The organism is Schumannella soli (genome assembly GCF_006517435.1).
GTDB classification, from domain to species: domain Bacteria; phylum Actinomycetota; class Actinomycetes; order Actinomycetales; family Microbacteriaceae; genus Schumannella; species Schumannella soli.
The window spans coordinates 189,864-211,952 of record NZ_VHQG01000004.1; the positions used below are offsets into that span (position 1 = coordinate 189,864).

The 22,089-nt window shown below is 70.4% G+C and carries 21 protein-coding genes; 6 read left to right on the top strand and 15 right to left on the bottom strand.

The annotated features are described in order from the left end of the window. Positions 1-10: 10 nt before the first annotated feature. Positions 11-1,672: a sensor histidine kinase gene (locus FJ657_RS13660; protein ID WP_141164267.1), complete on the bottom strand. Its 1,662-nt coding sequence runs from the start codon at positions 1,670-1,672 to the stop codon at positions 11-13. Continuing rightward, positions 1,669-2,406: a response regulator transcription factor gene (locus FJ657_RS13665; RefSeq protein WP_181408984.1), complete on the bottom strand. Its 738-nt coding sequence runs from the start codon at positions 2,404-2,406 to the stop codon at positions 1,669-1,671. The genes FJ657_RS13660 and FJ657_RS13665 overlap by 4 nt, the downstream gene beginning before the upstream one ends. 139 nt (positions 2,407-2,545) lie before the next feature. On the opposite strand from FJ657_RS13665, the gene FJ657_RS13670 reads away from it, so the two are divergent. Then, positions 2,546-2,758, top strand: a complete 213-nt coding sequence (locus FJ657_RS13670; protein ID WP_141164269.1) for an antitoxin — start codon at positions 2,546-2,548, stop codon at positions 2,756-2,758. A gap of 73 nt (positions 2,759-2,831) precedes the next feature. Here FJ657_RS13670 and FJ657_RS13675 read toward each other — a convergent pair whose 3' ends face one another. From FJ657_RS13675 to FJ657_RS13685, 3 genes are read right to left on the bottom strand one after another with little or no spacing between them, the layout of a single operon-like run. After that, the gene (locus FJ657_RS13675; protein ID WP_255447351.1) at positions 2,832-3,584 is read right to left on the bottom strand and encodes an alpha/beta hydrolase; all 753 of its coding nucleotides are present in this window, start codon (positions 3,582-3,584) and stop codon (positions 2,832-2,834) included. Between the two features lie 26 nt (positions 3,585-3,610). Then, on the bottom strand, positions 3,611-4,249 hold the full coding sequence (locus FJ657_RS13680) for an NAD(P)-dependent oxidoreductase (RefSeq protein ID WP_141164270.1): 639 nt from the start codon (positions 4,247-4,249) through the stop codon (positions 3,611-3,613). Between the two features lie 45 nt (positions 4,250-4,294). Continuing rightward, positions 4,295-5,077, bottom strand: coding sequence for a PadR family transcriptional regulator (locus tag FJ657_RS13685; protein ID WP_141164271.1), 783 nt, complete (start codon positions 5,075-5,077; stop codon positions 4,295-4,297). Positions 5,078-5,256: 179 nt separating this feature from the next. Between FJ657_RS13685 and FJ657_RS13690 the strand changes: the two genes are divergently transcribed. The 3 genes from FJ657_RS13690 (at position 5,257) to FJ657_RS13700 (ending at position 8,230) form a co-directional block, all read left to right on the top strand. After that, a complete protein-coding gene (locus FJ657_RS13690; RefSeq protein WP_141164272.1) occupies positions 5,257-6,285 on the top strand; it encodes an NYN domain-containing protein in 1,029 nt (342 codons plus the stop codon). Between the two features lie 131 nt (positions 6,286-6,416). Then, on the top strand, positions 6,417-7,070 hold the full coding sequence (locus FJ657_RS13695; RefSeq protein ID WP_141164273.1) for a DNA-binding transcriptional response regulator: 654 nt from the start codon (positions 6,417-6,419) through the stop codon (positions 7,068-7,070). A gap of 194 nt (positions 7,071-7,264) precedes the next feature. Continuing rightward, entirely contained in the window at positions 7,265-8,230 is a 966-nt protein-coding gene (locus tag FJ657_RS13700; RefSeq protein WP_141164274.1) for a sensor histidine kinase, read from the top strand. A gap of 54 nt (positions 8,231-8,284) precedes the next feature. Here the strand turns inward: FJ657_RS13700 and gatB are convergent, their stop codons facing one another. Then, positions 8,285-9,799, bottom strand: a complete 1,515-nt coding sequence (gene gatB / locus FJ657_RS13705; protein WP_141164275.1) for an Asp-tRNA(Asn)/Glu-tRNA(Gln) amidotransferase subunit GatB — start codon at positions 9,797-9,799, stop codon at positions 8,285-8,287. Between the two features lie 77 nt (positions 9,800-9,876). On the opposite strand from gatB, the gene FJ657_RS13710 reads away from it, so the two are divergent. Next, positions 9,877-10,221: a hypothetical protein gene (locus tag FJ657_RS13710; RefSeq protein WP_141164276.1), complete on the top strand. Its 345-nt coding sequence runs from the start codon at positions 9,877-9,879 to the stop codon at positions 10,219-10,221. Between the two features lie 141 nt (positions 10,222-10,362). On the opposite strand, the gene gatA is transcribed toward FJ657_RS13710, so the two are convergent. Next, positions 10,363-11,868, bottom strand: a complete 1,506-nt coding sequence (gatA, locus tag FJ657_RS13715) for an Asp-tRNA(Asn)/Glu-tRNA(Gln) amidotransferase subunit GatA (protein WP_141164277.1) — start codon at positions 11,866-11,868, stop codon at positions 10,363-10,365. After that, a complete protein-coding gene (gatC, locus tag FJ657_RS13720) occupies positions 11,865-12,164 on the bottom strand; it encodes an Asp-tRNA(Asn)/Glu-tRNA(Gln) amidotransferase subunit GatC (protein WP_141164278.1) in 300 nt (99 codons plus the stop codon). Before gatC ends, gatA begins: the two co-directional genes overlap by 4 nt. A gap of 185 nt (positions 12,165-12,349) precedes the next feature. Here gatC and FJ657_RS13725 point away from each other — a divergent pair, with 185 nt between their 5' ends. After that, a complete protein-coding gene (locus FJ657_RS13725; RefSeq protein WP_141164279.1) occupies positions 12,350-12,970 on the top strand; it encodes an META domain-containing protein in 621 nt (206 codons plus the stop codon). A gap of 80 nt (positions 12,971-13,050) precedes the next feature. On the opposite strand, the gene FJ657_RS13730 is transcribed toward FJ657_RS13725, so the two are convergent. From FJ657_RS13730 to FJ657_RS13760, 7 genes are all read right to left on the bottom strand, one after another. Beyond that, positions 13,051-14,808 carry a hypothetical protein gene (locus tag FJ657_RS13730; protein WP_141164280.1) on the bottom strand — a complete coding sequence of 586 codons (1,758 nt, stop codon included), beginning with the start codon at positions 14,806-14,808 and terminating at the stop codon, positions 13,051-13,053. A gap of 66 nt (positions 14,809-14,874) precedes the next feature. Next, a complete protein-coding gene (locus FJ657_RS13735; protein WP_141164281.1) occupies positions 14,875-15,888 on the bottom strand; it encodes a 1-phosphofructokinase family hexose kinase in 1,014 nt (337 codons plus the stop codon). A gap of 4 nt (positions 15,889-15,892) precedes the next feature. Next, positions 15,893-16,840: a carbohydrate ABC transporter permease gene (locus FJ657_RS13740; protein WP_141164282.1), complete on the bottom strand. Its 948-nt coding sequence runs from the start codon at positions 16,838-16,840 to the stop codon at positions 15,893-15,895. Then, positions 16,840-17,820: a carbohydrate ABC transporter permease gene (locus FJ657_RS13745; RefSeq protein WP_255447352.1), complete on the bottom strand. Its 981-nt coding sequence runs from the start codon at positions 17,818-17,820 to the stop codon at positions 16,840-16,842. Before FJ657_RS13745 ends, FJ657_RS13740 begins: the two co-directional genes overlap by 1 nt. 2 nt (positions 17,821-17,822) lie before the next feature. After that, positions 17,823-19,133, bottom strand: coding sequence for an ABC transporter substrate-binding protein (locus tag FJ657_RS13750; protein ID WP_141164283.1), 1,311 nt, complete (start codon positions 19,131-19,133; stop codon positions 17,823-17,825). A 234-nt stretch (positions 19,134-19,367) separates the two neighbouring features. Then, a complete protein-coding gene (locus FJ657_RS13755; RefSeq protein WP_141164284.1) occupies positions 19,368-20,246 on the bottom strand; it encodes an SIS domain-containing protein in 879 nt (292 codons plus the stop codon). Between the two features lie 70 nt (positions 20,247-20,316). Next, positions 20,317-22,089, bottom strand: coding sequence for a DUF4832 domain-containing protein (locus FJ657_RS13760; protein ID WP_141164285.1), 1,773 nt, complete (start codon positions 22,087-22,089; stop codon positions 20,317-20,319).

The following is a 22,089-nucleotide window of genomic DNA, read 5'->3' on the forward strand; positions in this document are numbered from 1 at the left end:
TCGACGGATCTCAGGAGGTCGCGGACGAGGAGTCCGCGGCCTCCTTCGTCGTCTCGGAGGGCTCCGGATCGGGCTGCGGCTGACTCGACGCCGGCTGCGGCCGGCTGCGGACGGGCTCCGGCTGGCCCGGCGCGGGCTCCGGCTGGCTCAGCGGCAGGCGCACCTCGAAGACCGTCGCGCCGGGTTCGCTCTCGACCGTGACGGAGCCGCCGTGCGCATCCACGATCGCCTGCACGATCGACAGCCCGAGACCGGTGCTGCCCGCGACCCGCGAGCGGGAGTCGTCGCCGCGCACGAAGCGCCCGAACAGCTTCGGCTGGAAGTCGGCGGGGATGCCCGGGCCGTCGTCGCCCACGCGCAGCACGGCCTCGTCGCCCTCGCTCAGCACCTCGACCGTGACGGTCGTGCCGGCGGGCGTGTGGGTGCGGGCATTCGCGAGCAGGTTCACCACGACCTGGTGCAGACGCCCCGGATCGCCGATCAACTCGACCTCGCCCGCCTCGGGCAGCTCGAGCAGCCAGCGGTGCTCGGGAGCCGTCACGTGGGCGTCGGCGAGCGCGTCGGCGACGATCATGCCGAGGCCGACCTCTTCGCGGCGCAGCTCGCCGCCGGAGTCGAGTCGCGCCAGCAGCAGCAGATCCTCGACGAGGCTCGTCATGCGCACCGATTCCGACTCGATGCGGTCGAGCGAGCGGCTCACGTCGGGCGGCAGATCGCCGGGGACCCGCTGCGACAGTTCGGCGTAGCCGCGGATCGAGGCGAGCGGCGTGCGCAGCTCGTGGCTGGCGTCGGCGACGAAGCGCGTCAGCCGGTCCTCGCTCGCCTGGCGGGCGCCCAGCGCATCCTCGACGTGGCTCAGCATCGTGTTGAAGGCGCTGCCGACCTGGCCGACCTCGGTGCGCGCATCGGTGTCGCCCTCGGGCACGCGCTCGCGGATCTCGGCCTCGCCCGCGAGCGGCAGCTCGGCCACCCGTTTCGCCGTCGCCGCGACCCGGCCCAGCGGGCGCAGCGCCAGGCGCACGATGATCGTGCCGGCGACCGCCGCGAGCAGCAGCGCGGCGAGGGTGACGAGCGCGAAGATCCGCATCAGCTCGAAGGTGGTGTTCGTCACGTCGGCCTGCGACTGCGCCACGATGAGGCGCACGCCGTCACGCGATCGCTCGGCCGCACGGAACTCGCCGAGACCGTCGAGCTGAACGCTGGCGGGATGCGTCGCCGTCAGCCCGGCGTCGGCGAGCGACTGCACCTGGGCGACCGTGAGGGTCTTCTGCACCCCGTCGTCGCCGACGTACTCGGCGCGCACGATCACGTTGTCGATGATGAGCACCGTCAGGCTGCCGACACGGCGCTGCGGGCCGGTGTCGCTCTCGGAGCCGGAGTCGCCGGAGTCGGAGCCCGAACCGGAGCCGGATCCGCTCGATCCCGACCCTGACCCGCTGAACCCCGATCCCGTCGAACCGGATCCGCTCGACCCCGAGCCCGGGTTCGACGGCACCACGACGGGCCCGCCGCCGAAGTTCAGCGACTGCTTCACCTGCTCGTCGAGTCGCGTCAGCAGGCTCTGCTGCAGCACCGCCACGCTGATCGCCCCGACGACGATCGCCAGCACCGCCAGCAGGGCGACGATGCCGACGACCAGACGCCGCCGCAGCGACCAGGGCGCGCGCGTCATCCGGCGGCGGGCTTGATCGTGTAGCCGACGCCGCGCACCGTGTGGATCATGGGCTCGCCGAGCGTGTCGATCTTCTTGCGCAGGTAGGAGATGTAGAGCTCGACGATGCTCGAGCGGCCGCCGTAGTCGTAGCTCCACACCCGGTCGATGATCTGGGCCTTGCTGAGCACCCGGCGCGGGTTGCGCATGAGGAAGCGCAGCAGCTCGAACTCCGTCGCGGTGAGCTGGATCGCGGCGCCGCCGCGGCTCACGTCGTAGGTCTCCTCGTTGAGCACGAGGTCGCCGACGCGCAGCTCCACCTCGTCGTCGCCGCCGACCTTGACGCTGCGGCGGATGAGGCCGCGCAGGCGGGCCACGACCTCCTCGAGACTGAACGGCTTCGTGACGTAGTCGTCGCCGCCGGCGGTGAGACCGGCGATGCGGTCATCCACGCCATCCTTCGCGGTGAGGAACAGCACCGGGCAGTCGTTGCCGTCGTCGCGCAGGCGGCGCAGCACCTCGAGGCCGTCGATGCCCGGCATCATCACGTCGAGCACGATCACGTCGGGGCCGAACTCGCGGGCCACGCGCAGGGCGTCGTGGCCGTTGTCGGCCACCTTGGTCTCCCAGCCCTCGGTGCGCAGGGCCATGCGCAGCAGGTCGGAGAGCGAGGCCTCGTCGTCGACGACGAGGGCGCGGACGGGGCTCCCGTCGAGACGGACGAAGGGAGCGGGGCGGGATGCGACGGCGGGCATGGGCATAGGCAACCCCCGAAGCCTATGCGCCGACTGTGAAGCGGACCGGGACTCGCCCAGCGCCGAATCGGCGCGCTCTTGTGGCGGGCCGGACGCGGAGGGAGCATATGGTCACCAATCCCCGACGGAAGGTCGAGTCATGAGCGGTCTGGACGACATCACCAAGAAGGCCCAGGAGTTCCTCGGCAGCGACGATGTGAAGAACGTGCTGAAGAGCGAGCAGGCCGAGGACATCAGCGACAAGGTGCTCGACGGCGTCGCCGACGCGGTCAACAAGGTCACCGGCGGCAAGTTCGAAGAGCAGGTGGACGGCGCCCGCGACGCGGCCGACAAGGCCATCGGCACCGAGTGAGCTGAACCCGCGGAGCGAAGAAGGGGCTCGACGCCTGGTCGAGCCCCTTCTTCGTCACGTCACTCGACCGCGCTCAGCGCGACAGCGGGAGCCAGTCCAGCACGCGCTGGATCTCGGCATCCCAGAAGCCCCACTCGTGGTCGCCGGGGCGCAGGCTCTGCTCGATCGGCACGCCGAGCAGCTCGGCCTGAGCGAGGAACGCCAGGTTCTCCTCGACGAGGTAGTCCTGCTCGCCGCAGGCGAGGTAGAGGGCCGGCAGGTCGGCGACGGGCGTGCGGCCCAGCAGGTGGAACACGTCCTCGTCGCTGTCGGTCGCATCCGCCTCGCCGAGCACCGTGTGCCGCAGCTCGCGCAGCTCGTCCGGCCACTCGGGCGTCGGCATCCGCCGAGCCCAGCCGAGCGCGCCCGACAGGCTGGCCGCGGCCGCGAATCGCTCGGGGTGGCGCAGCGCGAGCTTGAACGCGCCGTAGCCGCCCATCGAGAGCCCGGCGACGAAGGTCGCCTCGCGCGCGGTGCTGAGGTTCAGCATGCCGCCGAGCCGCTCGGGCAGCTGCTCGGCGATCCAGGTCCACCAGCGCAGGCCGTGCGCCTCGTCGGTGTAGAAGCTGCGCGCGCCCGAGGGCATCACGACGGCGATGCCGTGCTGCTCGGCGTAGCGCTCGATGCCGGTCCAGCGCGTCCACGCGGTGCCGTCGTCGCCGAGGCCGTGCAGCAGGTAGAGCGTCGGGTATCCGCCGGCCGGCGGCGGGGTCTCGGGCAGGGTCACCACGACCTCGGTCTGCATCTCCAGCGCCGGGGCGCCGAGGTGGATGTCGAGAACGGCCACGCTGTCGTCTCCTTCTTCTCGCGCGGTCAGTAGCCGACCGCGAACCGGGCGCGGTGGTGTGCCGGCCTCTCGAGCTCGTCGACGAAGGCGATCGCGTAGTCCTCGCCGCCGATCGTCGACGTGCCCGTCGCATCCACGACCAGGTCGTCGTCGGCCGTGCGGTAGGCGCCGGTGCGCTCGCCGCGCGCCCACGCGCCGTACTCGGCGGCGGGGCTGAGGAAGAACCAGTCGACGCCCGTGTCGGAGGCGCGGAGGGTCTCCAGCACGGTGATGAGCGCGGTGGCCTCGGGCTTCCACTCCTCGGGGAAGCCGTCGTCGATCACGAGCGGCCCGCCGGGGCGGGTGCGCAGCGAGGCGGCGCCGCCGACGATGCCCAGTCGCGCGTCGGCGGCCTCGGCCGCCGCGACGAGGATGGGCAGAACCTCGGGCAGATCGCCGCCCTCCATGTGGCCGCGGGTGGCGCTGACGATCGCATCCACCCCCTGCGTGACGGTGGCTATCGTGGTGGCGTCGTGCACGTCGCCCGCGACGACGCTGACGCCCTCGGGCGTCTCGGCGTCGAGCGTGCGACGCGCGAGCCCGATGACCTCGTGCCCGCGGGCGACGAGCTCGCGGGCGATGTTCGATCCGGAGTACCCGGTGATTCCCAGAACGGCGACCTTCATGCTCTTGACGCTACGGCGCGGGAGGCGAAGGCCGCCGGGTTCGGATCACTCGGCCAGGATCAGGTAGAGAGCGCGGCGGGCCTCGTCGAGCTTCTCGACGGCGGCCTTGCGCTGCGCCTCGCTGGCGCCGTGGTGGAACTGGCCGATCACGCCCATGAGCTTGCCGATGCTCTCGCCGAGCTCCTGCATCGACTCGGTCGGGCGCGGGGTGCGCTCCCAGGCCGCGTCGACCTGCTCCTGGTTCTCGGCCAGGTAGCCGCGACCGGCGTCGCTGAGCTCGTACTCGGTGCCGCGACCCTCGCCGCGCGCCACGATGAGCTCCTCGTCGACGAGCTGCTGCAGGGTCGGGTACACCGATCCCGGGCTCGCGCGCCAGGCGCCGTCGGTCTTCTCGGCGATGGCCTTCATGAGGCCGTAGCCGTTGCTCGGGCCGTCGGCGAGCAGCGAGAGGATCGCCGAGCGCACGTCGCCCTTGCCGCGGCGACCGCGGCGTCCGCCGAATCCGGGGCCGCCGGGGAATCCGGGGCCGAAACCGGCGCCCGGACCGAATCCGCCGGGGCCGAAGCCGCCGCCGAAGGGGCCGCCGGCCGGGAAGCCCGTGCCGATGCCGCGGTTGTAGTCGCGCGGGCCGCGACCGCGACCGTCGCGACCACGACCGCCGTGACCGTGGGCCTCGTGCTCGTGCGGCTCGTTGTCACGGCCGTGATGCGCGCGAGCGTCGTGCGGGAGGTAGCCGAACCGGGCGCGGTGCGCCTCCAGTCCGAAGCGTCGGTCGCCGCGGCGGCGGAAGGGGATGCCCTCTGCGGGGCTGAAGTGTTCGCGAGTCATGCGTCCACATCCTTTCGTTGGTGTCTTTCGACGTTGGGACCTACGAGCCATCTCGTAAGTTCTACGATGCGTCAACGATATATCGCTAGGAACATTCCCGCAAGAGTCGATCTCGATGGGGATCCCATCCGCTCGGCGTCGCCGGGTGCCCCGTCACCGGCCGTCACTAGGCTCGACGCATGGCCGAATCGCCCACGCCCCGCGTCGCCGTCTACATCGACTTCGACAACATCGTCATGTCGAACTACGACCGCACCTTCCGCCCCGAGGGCCGTGAGGCCTGGCGCCGCGACAACGCCCGCGCCCACGTCATGGGATCGGCGAGCGTCGTCGGCGGCAAGCTCAAGCAGGCCGAGGTCGACCTGGGCGCGATCCTCGACTACGGCTCCTCCTTCGGCCCCGTCGTCGTCTCGCGCGCCTACGCCGACTGGTCGGTTCCGGCGAACGCGAGCTACTACGCACAGCTCACCGACCGCGCGATCGACCTGACACAGCTGTTCCAGTCGGCGAGCGGCAAGAACGGCGCCGACATCCGACTCTCGGTGGATGTCGTCGAAGACCTCTTCCGCCTGCCCGACGTCACGCACGTGGTGATCGTCGCCGGCGACTCCGACTACGTCGCCCTCGCCCAGCGCGCCCGACGTCTCGGCCGCGTCGTCGTCGGCGTGGGCGTCGGCGGCTCGACCGGCGCCGCGCTCATCAAGGCCTGCGACGTCTTCACCCTCTACGAAGACCTGCCCGGCCTGCTCGACGACGAGATCGACGACGAGGACGACGACGAGGACGCGGAGGACTCCACCACCCGCCCCGCACCGGCGACGTCGAGCAGCGTGCCGACTTCGGCGCCGACCGGCGACGGAGCGGATGCCGCGGCATCCGCCGCCACCGGAACCGCCGACGGCGTCGTCGCGACCTCCGGCGGGCGAGTCGCCGCCGACGCGACGCCGCGCATGTCGAAGGCCGCCGCATCCAAGCTGCTCGTGCGGGCCATGCAGCTCGTCACCGAGAAGGACGACGAGGAGTGGCTGCACCCCAGCGAGGTGAAGGCGCAGATGCTGCGCCTCAACTCCGCGTTCCGCGAGCGCTCGCTCGGCTACGAGACCTTCACCGACTTCCTCACCTCGCGCCAGGGCCTCGTCGAGATCAAGCCGAAGACCCAGCCCAACGAGCGCCGCCTGAAGCTCCGCCCGCACACGCGCGGGGAATGACACCCGAACGCGCGTCTTCAGAACCGATGCAGCGAGCACGTAAAGTGAGCACGACCCAGAACTACTGACCCCGCTCGCACTTTCGCGCCGGCTTCTGCCCGGCTCGGGCCCGACTCGAATAACAAGCGTCCATGTACCGTTCAACCATGATTGGCCAGCGACCAACAGACACCCCGCGATCAATCGATCAGGTGCGCCATCTAGCGCGGGTTCTCGTCATAGACGACCACGCGTTCACCTATCAGAGGCTATTCACGCGTGACGGCTACAAGATCGAACGTTGGGCCGAGATCAAGAACCTGCATCAGCTTACCGACGGTGACTTTCACCTCATCCTGCTTGATATTCAGGGAGTCGGCCTGGCGGAAAGCCGCGCAAAACAGGGGTTTGGCATCCTCGAGCACATTAAGCAAACTAATCCCGCACAGCCCGTCGTAGTTTATTCCTCAAAGCCGTATTCAATCCGCGACACCCGCTATATTCGACTGGCAGATGGATTCCTCGACAAAGAGTCTGATTATGTCGAATTCAAATCGATTGTCGATAAATTGATCGTCGCCCAGACCTCTCCCGGCTACTTCATCGCAAGGATGAACGAGCAGCTCGGAGAGACAGCTGCCAGCGTGCCTAAGGCAGTACCTCTCGCCTTGAGGGCGGTGCAGTCAGGAAATCCGCAGCGCCTAAAGCGATATCTCGACAAATATGTCCCCGATACACAAAAGGTCGACATCGCACTAAAAGTTGTCTCGGTCGGCATCTCGGTATTGGGCGCGCTGTCCTCATGACAGGCGATGTCTGGAGACTGTTTCCATTTCCCACTACCACTGGATCAGTTGATTCCGACGGGAGTCTCATCGGAGTTCATCCCGATTGCATAGTGTGCCCGCGGCGAGAGTGCAGCAAGGACGACCGCGCGCCAATCGGCGAACCCCGCACTTGCCGATACGGAATCACGTACGCTCGCGTAGATTCCGAAAGAGTGGTGTTCGGTGTTCTAGCCACCGGCACCACGTCTCAGTCGTCCCGGCTAAGAAATCGTCTGCGTCAAGAACCTTCGCGCCGCGTCCAGGCAAAACAGGTGACAACAGCGATCGATTCCGCTCGAGAGCTGGGCGTCGGAATCAACGCGGATTTCGACTACCTTCGAGAGCAGATGCTCAACGAGCTAATCGAGGACCCACGAATCCATTCCGCTTTGGCGGCGCAACTGCGACAGAGCTTCGACAAAAACATTCAGCAGAGTCACGATTTTCTGCAGCTTGCAAAACTAGTTCGCGGACATGCGGAGGGCCTGCTTAGAGAGAAGAGCCCAGACAGACCGCTCTCCGAAGCGGCACAGTTCGCGCCCACTGAGGGATCGATCTTCTACGCCGCCCAGCTGATGATTCGAAAGCTAGACTCTCTGGCTTTTCTTGAGGACCCGATGCGCTCCCGCGATGATGTTGACACCTTTACTTTTCATTCGGTCTTTCGCACCTACACTCTGATCTACCAGTGGCAGGCTCGCGAGCGCGAGATTACGTTGAAACTCGACGGCGGGTCATGGGGCACCTGCACTTATAACAAGAACGCGATCGGAGCAGTCCTGCAGGGCATTCTCGACAATCTCGTCAAGTACGCCCCGCCAGGTTCGACTGCCGCAATGCGGCTCGACGAACGACGAGATCGCGTCATCGCCAGCTTCACTTCACTGGGCCCGATCATTCTCGAATCCGAGCGAAGTGCGATTTTTCTTCCTGGAGTTCGAGGCTCGGCGCCAATCGCCGCGTCCGTTGACGGGCAAGGTATCGGGCTAGCCACTGCTCACCAGATCTCCGAAACGCTCGGATTGAAGTTGTCGGTCACCCAATCCGAGACAGCAGATGGCAAGTATCGCGATTACTACAGCACAACCTTCTCATTCGAGGTCGAGCTCGACGCCCCTCCGCCAACTCCGCGCGAATGAACCGGGAACGAGTGAGGGGCTGGATGCGCGCATCCAGCCCCTCACTCGTGTCGCCTACGCCTGGGCGCGCTCCAGTACGAGCTCGCGCACGCGGGCCGCGTCGGCCTGGCCCTTCATCGCCTTCATGACCGCGCCGATGACGGCGCCGGCGGCCTGCACCTTGCCGTCGCGGATCTTCTCGAGCACGTCGGGCTGGGCGGCGAGAGCCTCGTCGATCGCGGCGATCAAGGGGCCGTCGTCGGAGACGAGCTTGAGGCCGCGCTTCTCGACGACCTCGGCCGCGGAGCCCTCGCCCTCGATGACGCCCTCGATGACCTGGCGGGCGAGCTTGTCGTTGAGGATGCCGTCGTCGACGAGCGACTGCACCTCGGCGACCGCGGTCGCGGTGATCAGCTCGGCCGGCTCGGCGCCCTTCGTGTTGGCGATGCGGGCGATCTCGCCCGTCCACCACTTGCGTGCCTGGGCGGGGGCGACGCCGGCGGCGACCGTGTCCTCGATCTCGGCGAGGAGGCCGCTGTTCTTCACGTCGCGGAACTCCAGCTCGGTGAAGCCCCACTCCTCGAGCAGGCGACGGCGGCGCACGGCGGGCGCCTCGGGCAGGGCCGCGCGCAGCTGCGCGATCAGCTCGGCCGAGGGCTGCACGGGCAGCAGATCGGGCTCGGGGAAGTAGCGGTAGTCGTCGGCATCCGACTTGGGACGACCGGGCGAGGTGGTGCCGGTGTCCTCGTGCCAGTGACGGGTCTCCTGCGTGATCGTGCCGCCCTTGGCGAGGATCGCCGCCTGGCGCTGGATCTCGTAGCGCACCGCGCGCTCGACGCTGCGCATCGAGTTGACGTTCTTCGTCTCGGTGCGGGTGCCGAGCTTCTCCTGGCCGCGCGGACGCAGCGACACGTTCGCGTCGCAGCGCAGGTTGCCGAGCTCCATGCGCGCCTCGCTGATGCCGAGGGAGCGGACGATGTCGCGGATCGTCGACACGTAGGCCTTGCCCACCTCGGGCGCACGGCCCTCGGCGCCGAAGATCGGCTTCGTCACGATCTCGACGAGCGGGACGCCCGCGCGGTTGTAGTCGACGAGCGAGTACTCGGCGCCCTGGATGCGGCCGGTCGCGCCGCCGACGTGGGTCAGCTTGCCCGCATCCTCTTCCATGTGCGCCCGCTCGATCGGCACGGTGAACACGGTGCCGTCCTCGAGCTCGATGTCGACCGAGCCCTCGAAGGCGATCGGCTCGTCGAACTGGCTGATCTGGTAGTTCTTCGCGAGGTCGGGGTAGAAGTAGTTCTTCCGCGCGAAGCGCGAGCTCTCAGCGATCGAGCAGCCCAGCGCGAGGCCCAGCGAGATCGAGTAGTGCACGGCGGTCTCGTTGACGACCGGGAGGGATCCCGGGAGTCCGAGATCGACCGGGGTGATCTGCGTGTTGGGCGACGCGCCGTGGTTGTCGGCGAACGCGGGGTTCGGGGCGTCGGAGAACATCTTCGTGCGGGTCGACAGCTCGACGTGCACCTCGAAACCGAGCACCGGCTCGTAGAGTTCGAGGGCCTTGTCGTAGTCCATGAGTTCGGCGCGGGCCATGCGGACGAGTCTACCGACGACGAGTCCCCCCAAATGCTGACTAGCCGTCGCATTCCCCGCCGTGGGACGGTCAGGGCATGACCTTGCCGGAGGCGTTCCTCACCGTGGTGATCGCCTTCGTCGTCATCGGCGGCGGCATCCTCGCCGTGCAGCGCTGGCTGTCGTGGATCGCCCTGCGCATCGAGCCCTTCGACGGGCAGAAGCTCGAGCCGATCATCTGGCCGGCGCGCGCCGATCCGCCCCAAGTGCCGACACCGGAGTCGCTCGCCGCCCGCGCGGCGTCCCTCGCCGAGAGCGGCGTCGAGCTCACGACCCTGAGCGCCGCCCTCGCCGCCCGCACGGCCTCGCTCGCCGCCGGCAACGCGCGTCTGCGCGACCTGCGCGAGACGCACACCGACGCCGCGCGCCGCGTCGCCTCCTGACGACGCAGCGCGCCGCATCCATCCCGCGCGGCATCCGGTGTCCGTATTCGGCACGATCCCGGGAGACGACGTCGGCCCCGCGCGGATGCACGGGGCCGAGGAGTCAGAGGCTGGTCGCCTCGCTGGAGCTGACGCGGAAGATCAGAGCTGAGGAGCCCGATGCAGCAGCGGCCCGCCCCAGCGGTCGACGAGCAGCGCCTCGAGAGCGGCGCCCACGTGGTACAGCCGTTCGTCAGCGCGGGCCGGGGCCATGAACTGGATGCCGACCGGCAGCCCGTCCTCGTCGGCCAGACCCGCCGGCAGCGAGATTCCGGGAACGCCCGCGAGGTTCGCGGGGATCGTGGTGAGGTCGTTGAGGTACATCGACAGCGGGTCGGCGGTCTTCTCGCCGAACTTGAACGCCGTGGTCGGCGCCGAGGGCGAGACCAGCACATCCACCTTCTCGAACGCGGCCGAGAAGTCCTGCTGGATGAGCGTGCGCACCTTCTGCGCGCTGCCGTAGTAGGCGTCGTAGTAGCCGGCCGAGAGCGCGTAGGTGCCGAGGATGATGCGGCGCTTCACCTCGGGGCCAAAGCCCTGCTCGCGGGTCGCGGCCATGACCTGCTCGACCGTGCCGCCGCCCTGCGGGGTGACGCGCAGACCGAATCGCACGGAGTCGAACTTGGCCAGGTTGCTCGACGCCTCGGCGGGGAGGATCAGGTAGTAGGCCGAGATCGCGTACTCGAAGTTCGGGGCGGCGACCTCGACGATCTCGGCGCCGTTCTGCTCGAGCAGCTCGAGCGACTCGCGGAAGCGGGCGAGAACGCCGGGCTGGAAGCCCTCGCCGCCGGCGAGCTCCTTCACGACGCCGACCTTGAGTCCCTTGAGCGAGCCCTCCTGGGCGCCGCGGCGGGCGGCCTGCTCGAAGCTGGGCCAGACGTCGGTGAGCGAGGTGGAGTCGCGCGGGTCGTGGCCGCCGATCACGTCGTGCAGCAGCGCCGCATCCAGCACCGTGCGCGTGACCGGGCCGACCTGGTCGAGCGACGAGGCGAGCGCGATCGCGCCGTAGCGCGAGACGCCGCCGTAGGTGGGCTTGACGCCGACCGAGCCGGTGACGGCGGCGGGCTGACGGATCGAGCCGCCCGTGTCGGAGCCGAGGGCGAGAGGCGCCTCGAAGGCAGCGACGGCCGCGGCCGAGCCGCCGCCGGAGCCGCCGGGGATGCGCTCGAGATCCCACGGGTTGCGGGTCGGGCCATAGGCCGAGTACTCGGTGGAGGAGCCCATCGCGAACTCGTCCATGTTCGTCTTGCCGAGCGGCACGAGGCCGTTCTCGCGCAGCTTGCGCACCGGCGTCGCGTCGTAGGGCGGGACCCAGCCCTCGAGGATGCGGCTGCCGGCGGTCGACGGCATGTCGACCGTGCACAGCACGTCCTTGATCGCGACGGGCACGCCGGCGAGGGTCGGCAGCTGCTCGCCGGCGGCGCGGCGCGCGTCGATCGCCTCGGCGGTCGCGATCGCCTGCTCGCTGACGTGCAGGTAGGAGTTGACGCTCGGCTCGACGGCCGCGATGCGGTCGAGGTGCGCGCGGGTGACCTCGGCGCTCGAGACCTCGCCGGCGGCGAGCTTCGCGGCCAGGTCGGCGGCGGTGGCGGTGATCAGCTCGCTCACTGCTCCTCCCCCAGGATCGCGCTGACCTTGAATCGGTCGGAGGCGTGCTCGGGGGCGCCGGCCAGGGCCTCGGCGGGCGTGAGGGTCTCACCGGGAACGTCGGGGCGGAACACGTTGCTCAGCGGGATCGGGTGGCTGGTCGCCTCGACGTCGGGCGTGGCCACCTCGCTCACCTTGGCGACGTTGTCGACGATGGAACCCAGTTCGCCCGTGAGCTTCTGGATCTCGTCGTCGGTGAGGGCGATGCGGGCGAGGTCGGCCAGGTGGGCCACGACCTCGGGCGTGATTTCAGACATGCGTCTCCGTCGCGCGTGGGCTTCAGGGGGAACCGCACCAGTCTAGGCGGGCGGGGCGGGGTCGCTCGGCGGGTGCTCGCGCCGCGCTCGGCGACACTCGCGGTCGGCCGGGTCGCGCATCCACCCCAACGTTTCCTTTCGGGCGCGCGTCGAACAGGATGAGAGGAACGACGAGGAGGGGGACCATGCTCCGGATCACCACAGGGATCACCGCAGGAGATCGACTCAGCGCCGTGCGCGCGGCCGTCGCGGGCGCGGGAGCGGCGCTGCTGGCGCTCGGCCTGCTGAGCGGCTGCGCGAGCGGGAGCTCGGACGGGGCCGCGCCCGGCGCCGGCGGGTCGGGATCGGCGAGCGCGACCCCGGGCGGCGACGAGTCGGCCGGGTCGCAGGGTTCAGGCGGATCGTCGGGCGGGTCGCTCGAGGCCGACGTCGCCCAGCTCTGGCTGCTCACCTCGATCACCGACGACCAGGGCACGCTCGCCCCGCCCACGGTCTCGGCGACGCTCGATCTGCGCGAGGACGGCAGGTTCTCGGGCAACGGCGGCTGCAACGGCTTCGGCGCGGACGTGAAGGTCGGCGACTCGGGTCACGTGACGGTCGGGCCGATCGTCTCGACGAAGCGCGCCTGCGCCGAGCGGTCCGCGAACGAGCAGGAGACGCGCTACCTCGCGGCGCTGCAGAAGGCGGATGCCGTGAAGCGCAGCGGTGACGGGCTCATCGTGTCGGGCGACGGCATTCAGCTCGTCTACGCGCCCGACGCGACCAAGTCGGCCGGGCCGAAGACGGACGGCGACCAGCCGAGCTGAGCGCCGCACGATCTCGGTCTCGCCGCGGGATATCGTGCGGCGAAACCAGGATCGCCGCGCGATCCTGAGGTGCTGGGACGTCAGAGGCGCACGACGCGGACGAAACGGACCGTGAGGTCGTCGGCGTCCGCGGCGACGCCGAGGCGGAGGCGGTGATCGCCGCCGAGGGCGCCCGGCGGCAGCGCGACGGTCGCCGTCATCCACTTTCCCGAGTCGGTGCGCGGAATGCGCGCCGCCGCGGCGCCGACCGGCGTCGTGACGGTCACGTCACCCGAGCCCTCGTCGAGATAGGTGACCTTGAGCACCGCGCCGCCAGCAGAGGAGTCGGCGGCGGAGTCGGCCGCGGCCGCCGCCGCGAAGCGCGCATCCACGTCGAAGACGAACCCGGTGTCGCCGCCCGCGACGTCGGTCGTGAGCCCTTCCCAGGCCGTGCCGTTGTCCTTCTCGAGCACGTTCCGGTGCACGTCGGCGTCGCTGCGATGCGCGACCGAGCCGGGCTCGTCGACCTGCACGAGCCAGCGCTCGAGGTTGCGGATGCGCCGGTCGATCGCAGTGTCGTCGGCCGTGCGCAGCTCGGCCCACGCATCCGAGCTGGTCGAGGCGGTCTGGCCCATCGAGAGCCGCACCCAGTCCCAGTGCTTCGCGAACCGCGACAGGTACGAGTCGCTCGGCACGACGTAGATCCAGTTCATGCGCAGCTGCAGCGCCTTGAGGTTCGATTGCCGCACGGCGTAGTAGGGATCATCGGTCTCGTAGCCGCAGGCGGTGTAGCACTCGTTCTCGGTCGCGACGATGCGGGTGCCGTCGTGGATGGGCAGGCTCTCGTCGACCACGAGGTGGCCGTCCTTCTGCACGCTCGAGCCGTAGGCGGGGGCGTCGCTGAGGTGGAAGTTCGACAGCTCGGTGATGCCGGTGCGGATGCCGAGGCCGTCATCCACCGCCTCCTTCGCGAGCAGGTCGTCTTTCGCGCCGAACGGCCCCCAGGGGTGGTCTTCGCCCGTGAAGACGAGCTTGTCCGCGTCCGGTCCGAAGACCTCGACGAGGTCGCTCCAGGCGTGCGAGTACCAGGTGCTGTACTGCTTCCAGGTCAGATCGCCCTTCTTCGCGGCGTCGCTGATGATGTCGTAGTCGAACTCGGCCCAGGTGAAGGCGCCGGGCACGTAGACGAAGCGCAGCTTCGGGTCGGCGGCGAGACCCTGATCGCGGAACAGCGCGCGGTAGGTCGCGAGCAGGTGCGACCAGACGCACTCGTCCCAGATCGGGAGGTGGCGCTCGCCGTCGTAGTCGGGTCCGTAGGTCGTGACCCCGCAGTCGGCGGCCACGCGCTTCGGCGCCCAGTCCTTCCCGCTCGCGAAGAGGCGCATCCAGTAGCCGCCTCCGCTCGCCCGGGCGGCCTCCAGCTGCGCGTCGAGCGAGGCGAAGTCCATGCCCTGGGCCGCGCCTTTCGCGGCGCCGTCGATCGCGTCGTCGGCCTTCGGCGCGATCTGCCGCCAGCTCACGTCGACGCTGCGCACGCCGACGCCCCACCGCTCATCCGCCTGTTCGCTGAAGAAGCCCGAGTTGGCGGCCGGACGCGCGCTCGCGGGCAGGCTCCAGTCGTCGCCGGCGCGCACGGTCACCCCCCTGTCGCCGGCGCCGAGGAAGTCGTAGGCCGGGCCGCCGTGCACGGTCAGCCCGTTGCCCTGGTCATCGACGCCGCTCGTGTCGTCGGTGCGGGTCGAGGTGGATGCGGCGGACGGCGACGGCGACGGTGACGGGCCGCCGGTGCACGCGGCGAGCACGAGGAGAGTCGCGCCGGCCAGCAGGGCGACGGCGAGGCGAGTGCGCGCGGGAATCATGCGCTCAGTGTGCGATCCGGTCGATGACGCCAGGATGACGAGGCCGCGCACGACCCGCGCCCGACATCAGCCGAGCGCCTCGACGCGGATGCGCGACGCCGCCGCGTCGACATCGTCCGTCGCGAAGCGCCCCGCGCCGAGCGCGCGGGTGTTCGCGCTGCCGGCGGCGCTCGCGCGCGCCAGGGCGCTCGCGGTCGGCTCGCCCGCGACGAGGCCGGCGACGATGCCGGCGAGGAAGCTGTCGCCGCTGCCGACGGCGAAGCGTCCGGGCTCCGGGTCGGGATGCGCGAGCCAGGCCCCGTCGGCGCCGAGCGCGAGCGCGCCGTGGGCGCCATCCGTCACGACGACGAGTCCGTCGTCGCCATCGGGGCGCGTCGTGAGGGCGCGCAGCGCGGCCGCGAGCTCCCGCAGCGGGGTCTGCTCGGGCAGTCCGAGCGCGCCCGCGGCCTCCGAGCGGTTCACCTTCACGAGGTGCGGGCGCGCCGCGAGCAGGGCGCGCAGCCCCTCGCCCGAGCTGTCGACCGCGAGCCGGACGCCCGCGGCGAGCGCCGCCTCGACGACGGGGGCGAGTCCGGCGATGAGCGCGGGCGGAAGGCTGCCGGAGATCGCGAGCCAGACCGGGCCGGCCGGCGCGTCGTCGTCGCCCGCGCCCGCATCGACCTCCGCGTCCCCGATGGTCTCCCCGGCGAGCGCGCCGGCGAGCTCCTCCCCCACGGCGGAGGCGAGCGACCGCGCCTCGCGGTCGCTCAGCTCGGGCGCCGGCTCGTACGACTCGGTCGGCGAGCCGGCGTCGGGCACGAGCGAGAGGCACTGACGCGCCTCGGCCGCGATCGGCACGGCGCGCACATCCAGCCCCTCGTCGACGGCGAGACCCGCGACGACCACGCCCATCCGCCCGCCGAGCGGCACGACCGCGCGCGCGGGCAGGCCGAGCGTCCGCGCCGCCCGCACCACGTTGAGCGCCTTGCCGCCCGCGAGGCGCACGACCTCGGTGGGGCGGTGGATGCCCCCGTCGTCGAGCACGCCGATGCGGTGCGTCACGTCGAGGGCGGGGCTCGGCGCGAGCGCGATGAGTGTCATGCACTCAGCCTTTCAGGCCCGAGAGGGTCATCGTCTGCACGAACTGCTTCTGCGCGAACAGGAAGAACACGATCAGCGGCAGCGTCGCCACCACATTGCCCGCCATGAGCAGCGACCACTGGGTGCGCCGCGTGCCCTGGAAGTTCTGCAGACCGAGCTGCAGCGTGAAGGCGTGAGGGTCGTTGATCGCGATGAGCGGCCAGATCAGGTCGTTCCACGATCCGAGGAGCGTGAAGATCGCGAGCGTCGCGAGGGCCGGCTTCGCCAGCGGCAGGATGATGCGGGTGAACACCTGCCAGCGGTTCGCGCCGTCGAGCATCCCCGACTCCTCGAGCTCGGCCGGCAGAGACAGGAAGAACTGCCGCATGAGGAAGATGCCGAAGGCGCTCGAGAGCCACGGCACGATCGCCGCGCCGAGCGTGTTCACCAGCCCGAGCTGCGAGAACAGGATGTAGGTCGGGATCATGAGCAGCTGCGTCGGGATCATGATCGTGCCGAGGATCATGAAGATGCCCAGCTGCCGCCCGCGGAATTTGAGCCGCGCGAAGCCGTACCCGGCCAGCGAGCACAGCACCAGGTGCGAGGCGATGCCCACGGTCGAGACGATGACCGTGTTGAGCAGCCACGTCAGCACGTTCGACTCGGCGAAGAGCCCGGCGTAGCCGCCGAAGTCGAGGTGCGAGGGGATGAACGGCGGCGGGAAGCTGACCAGCTCCTTCTCGGGCGAGACCGAGGCGAGGAACATCTGCAGGAACGGGATCAGGAACAGCAGCGACACCGGGATGAGGAACAGGTGCCAGGCGCTGGGCCGGCGGCGCTTGCGGCGGCCGGCGCCCGACGCGACGCGCCCGCCCGCCGCGGCCGCGTCGGCATCCAAGGTGCGTGCGGAGTCGATGCGCGGCGACGCCCCGGCGACGTCGAGAACGGAGCGGGTGGATGTCGTGATGGCCATCAGAAGGCCTCCTGTCCGCTGCGGCGTCCGTAGAGCACGACGCCGACGGTGATGATCAGGGTGATGCCGAACAGCACCCAGGCGACGGCCGAGCCGTAGCCGAAGTTCAGCTCGACGAAGGCCTCGTGCCAGAGGTAGTAGACGATCGTCTGGGTCGAGTCGAGCGGCCCGCCCTTGGTCGTCGTGAGCACCAGATCGAAGAGCTGGATCGCCTGGATCGTCTGCCAGATCGTCGTGAACACGGTGACAGGCGCGAGCTGCGGCCAGACGACCCGCCAGAACGCCTGCCAGCGGTTCGCGCCGTCGAGGCGTGCCGCCTCGAGCAGCTCCATCGGCACGTCCTGCAGCGCGGCGAGGTAGATGACCGTGGTGAAGGCCGCCGAGCCCCAGAGCGCCATGATCGCGATCACGACCATCGCCTGGTTGCGATCCTCGAGCCAGCCCTGGGCGGGCAGGCCGATCGTGCGCAGCACGTTGTTGACCAGGCCGAACTCGGGGTTGAAGAGGTAGGTCGAGAGGATGCCGGTCGCGGCCGCGGAGGCGACGAAGGGCACGAAGATCGCCGTGCGGTAGACCCCGATGAACCGGATGCGGCGGTTCAGCGCGACGGCGAGGAACAGTCCGGCGAGCACCGACGCCGGCACGAACAGCGCCGTGTAGATGCCGGTGTGCACCACCGCGTCCCAGAACTTGTCGTCGGTCGCGAGCTTGGCGAAGTTCTTGCCGCCGACCGCCACCGGCTCGCTGAAGCCGTCCCACTTCTGCGTGCTGAGCAGCAGCGCCCAGCCGGCGGGGAAGATCGACAGGCCCAGCACGAGCAGCGACGCCGGGGCGACGAACGCCCAGCCGCCGAGGTCGTTCTTCCAGCGCCGCAGCCGGGCGCCGGGGCGCTGCGCTGGACGGGACGGCGGGATGCGTCGCGGCGGGGTGCGACCCCCGGAGGTGGATGCGCGGCGCGCGCCGGCGGTGACGGCCGACACGCTCACTCCCCCGCGAGCGCTTCGTCGGCCTGCTTCGCGGCCTTCGCGAGCTCGGTCTTCGCATCCCCGTCGCCCTGCAGCACGTGCGAGATCGCGTCGCCGACCGCCTCCGAGAGCCCGACGTATCCCGAGACCGTCGGCCGTGCCTTCGTGGCGTTCTCGGCGTTCGCGGCCATGACGTCGAGGCCCGGGTACTCCTTCACCTTCGCGGCGAAGGCGGCGGAGTCGACCTCGGAGCTGCGCAGCGGCAGGTTGCCGATCTCGACGTTCCAGCGCTCATCCTGCTCGGCGCTCGTCAGCCACTTCGTGAACTCGTAGGCCCAGTGCGCGCGGTTGACGTCCTTGTGGTCGAACAGCGCCCAGATGTCGGGGCCCGAGACGGTCGTGTGGTCGCCGTCGGTGCCCGGCAGCTGCACGACGGCGTAGGGGGTCTTCGCCTTATTCAGGTCGAACAGCTGCCACGGGCCGGAGGTCATCATGCCGATGCGTCCGGCGGCGAAGAGCTGCCCGAACTTGGTGTCGGTCTGGTCGAGGTAGACGCTCTCGTCGTCGACGGCCATGCTCTTCAGGAACTCGAGCGACTCCACGCCCGCCGCAGAATCGAAGGCGGCCTTGTCGCCCTTCAGGATCTCGCCGCCGTTCTGCCACAGGTGCGGCCAGAACTGCCAGGTCGTCTCCTCCGAGCCCGACACCGAGTAGGCGTAGCCGTAGGTCTCGGTCGACGGGTCGCTGATCTTCTTCGCGGCGGCGCGGAAGTCGTCCCAGGTCCAGTCGTCCGTCGGCACGGCGACACCGGCATCCTCGAACAGCTTCGTGTTGTAGATGAGGGAGATGTTGTCGACGATCGCCGGGAAGCCGATCGTCTTCTTCCCGCTCGGCTGCACGGTCGCGCGCGCCGCCTCGGAGAACTCGTCCCACTTCACATCCGGATCGGCGACCTGCTTCGTGATGTCGAGCGTGCGGCCCGAGCTCTCGAGCTGGCTCGCCCACGAGCCGAAGCTGTAGGAGATGTCGGGGTAGCTGTTGCCGGCGAATCCGGCGCTGAGCTTCTGCAGCAGGTCCTCGGTCGACGAGGCACCCGGCGAGACGTCGATCGTGACGTTCGGGTGCTCCGTCTCGAACTCGTCGGCGAGCTTCTGCAGAAGCTTGCTCGCGTCCGAGTCCTGTCCGGTCCACCAGGTGAGCTTGACATCGGCCTTCGTGTCGAGCTTCGTCGCGCCGGTCGGGCCCGCGCAGCCGGCGAGGCCCGCCAGGCCGAGCGCGCCGATCGCGAGAGCGGCGGCGGTGCGGATGAGTCGGTTTCGGGGGGTCACGGGGTTCTCCTCGGTGCCGGTGGTGCAGGGGCGGTGCGGTGCAGGGGCGGTGCGCGTGCGGTGCAGTGGTGGTGCTTCTGCGGGCGGCGACGTCGTTGTCGGATGAGGTGCGGGCGGTGCTGATGGTGCGGGCGGTGCTGGTGGTGCTGTCGTGCGGATGATGCTGTCGTGCGGGGTGCGCTACGAGGGCGGCGGCGCGGCGGGCTCGAGCTCGGACGCGCCGCCGCCACGCGGTCAGCTGAGGATGATCGACCGCGTCAGGTGACGCGGCTGGTCGGGGTCGAGCCCGCGCTGGGCGGCGATCGCGACGGCGAGGCGCTGCGCCTGCACGAGGTCGACGAGCGGCTCGGTCGATCCCAGCAGCACGGTCGCTCCGGTGCGGCGGATGTCGTCGGCGAGCGCCGCATCCGCGCTGCCGAACAGCCAGACGAGCGAGCCCGGGTGCGCGACCGCAAGCGGGCCGTGACGGTAGTCGAGCACGGGGTACGACTCCGACCAGGCCTGGGCTGCCTCGCGGATCTTGAGCGCCGCCTCCTGGGCGAGGCCGTGCGTCCAGCCGGTGCCGAGGTACACGAAGTGGTCGAGCCCGCCGAGGTCGATCGGCAGCGGCAGCGCGAGCGCCTCCTCGACCGCCGTGATGGCCGGCTCGACGTCGTAGCCGAGAGCGGCGCGGGCGAGCGTGAGGAACGTGGTCGGGAAGCGCGTCTGCACTACCGACTTCTCGTCGGCGGCGGCGAGGTCGAGGATGTCGTCGGCGAACTCCGCGACGGGCGAGTCGGCGACGCCGGTCACGACGACGCGGCGCACGCCGGCGGGCACGTCGCGCAGCGCCGCGATGACCTCCGTGGTGGTGCCCGAGCGGGTGATCGCCACGACGCGATCCCAGTCGCGCCAGACGCGCGGCTCGCTGGCGTAGCCCGCGTCGGTGACGCCGAGCCCGGCTTCCTCGCGCAGGAAGGCGAGCGACTCGGCGACGAAGGCGGAGGTGCCGCAGCCGATCACGAGCACCTTCTCCCCCGGTGCGGCGAGCAGGTCGCGGGCCTGGTCGAGACCCGCGAGGGCCTCACGCCAGAGGCGGGGCTGCGTGGCGATCTCGTCGTCGGTGATGCTCATGGTGACTCCGGTCTGGTCGTGCGGGTCGGCGCCTCGCGCCGTCAGGGACAGTGTGGGATGGATTGCGCGTTCAGTCACGAGATTGCGCGAAACGCGCATTCTGGTTGCGCGGGACCTGCGCGTCGCTGCGGCGACGCCGACGGAATGCGATCAGCAGGGCTCCCGCGACGACGGCGATGAGCGCCGACAGGGCACCCGGCGACGCGAGCTCGGACCCCGTCGCGGCGAGCTGCGCCGCAGCGCCGCCCGGGGAGGCCACGGCGGCCGGGTCGCTCGGCACCGCGACGATCCCGGCCGCCGTCGCGACGACCGTCTGGCCCAGCGCGTTGACACCGGTCGCCGTATCCCAGGTTCCGACGTTCGCCGTGCGGATCGCGAAGCGCGGGTCGGAGGCCGGGGCCGCGGAGGGCGCCGCCGCAGTCACCGCCGCAGCGACGGCGGACGCGCGAGCCGCGGTCGTCGGCGGAACCGCATCCTCGTCGCGCACCGGGGCGCGCAGCGCCAGCGCCGCCGCGTAGTCGCCCGGCGCGAGATCGCTCAGCGTCGCCGTCAGGGTCGTCGTCGTGCCCGGCAGCCACCGGCGGATGTCGGGGCCGTCGAGCGCGATCTCGGTCTCGGCGCCGTCGGCTGCGGTCAGCACGAGGGTCGCCGGGCGGGGCGTATAGGGCGCCGCCCAGCCGTCGTTGCGCACGTGCACCGTGACCGCGGCGCTGCCGTCGGCGGCCGGGGCGATCGTCGAGTCGGTCAGCACGAGCCGGTACCCGAGCAGCTTCGACGCCGTCTGGATTCCCGCGTCGCCCCACGAGGCGAGCACCTCGGGCTGGTAGTCGCGGTTGAGATAGCTGTAGTGATAGCGCGCCAGCTCGGCCGAAGCGCTCGGCCACTCCGAGCGCGGCGGGTTCACGTTGCAGGTCTCGCCGCCGACCGGCACCCAGGCGCTGTCGGCCTCGAGGTACTGCTGGTCGAGCTCGATCGGGTCGGAGAGGAAGGTTCCCCAGTCGTCGGGCGCCGCCAGCAGGCAGTCGTTGTGGTGACCGACGCGCGACAGCGCCGTGCCGGTCGTCGCCTCGGCACTCGAGACCGCGCCGGCCGCGCCGGTCGTCACGCCGAGCTGCTTCTGCTTCATCTGCATCGTGCGCAGCTGCACCGAGCGGTCGGCCGGCAGCTCGGCGAGCAGCGCCTGGGTGACCTGGGCCCGCTTCGCCCAGTCGGCATCCGTCACCGTGCCCGGATCGGCGGGATCGGCGACGAAGTGGTCGGTGTAGTAGCCCTCGCCCCAGAGCCCGATCAGGCCCTCCTGCACGACCGGGATGACATCCGCGTTCGCCCGCAGGATCGGACCGAGCTGGTGGATGTGCGCCAGCACGACGTCGAGCGGCGCATCCCCGTAAGGCGGCTCGTAGGGCCAGTCGCCGCCCTGCACGTAGGCGAAGCGCGTGATGACCGAGACACCCGCGGCCCGCGCGGTCGCGTAGTCGGCGCTGATCTTCTCGAGCAGGTCGGGCGCGAGCGTCGGCGTCGCCGTGAAGGCATCGAGGTAGAAAACCCGCAGTATCTGCGTGATCCCCTCGGCGCGGTAGCCGGCGAGCTCGGCCCCCTCCAGCGGCTCCCAGCCCTCGCCACCGGCGCGGTAGTGGGTCTCGGTGTGGTGATAGAACCCGCGCTGCGGGTTCGCGATGACATCGTCGCTCGCAGCGAGCTTCACGGTCGAGGGTGCGGCCGGGGCCGGGACGCCGCTCGCGTCATCGGCGGCGAAGGCCGCGCTGGGCGCGAGCAGACCGCCCGCGACGAGAGCCGCGACGGCGACGACCGCGGGGGCGGCCGGGATCCTGCGAGAGCGCAT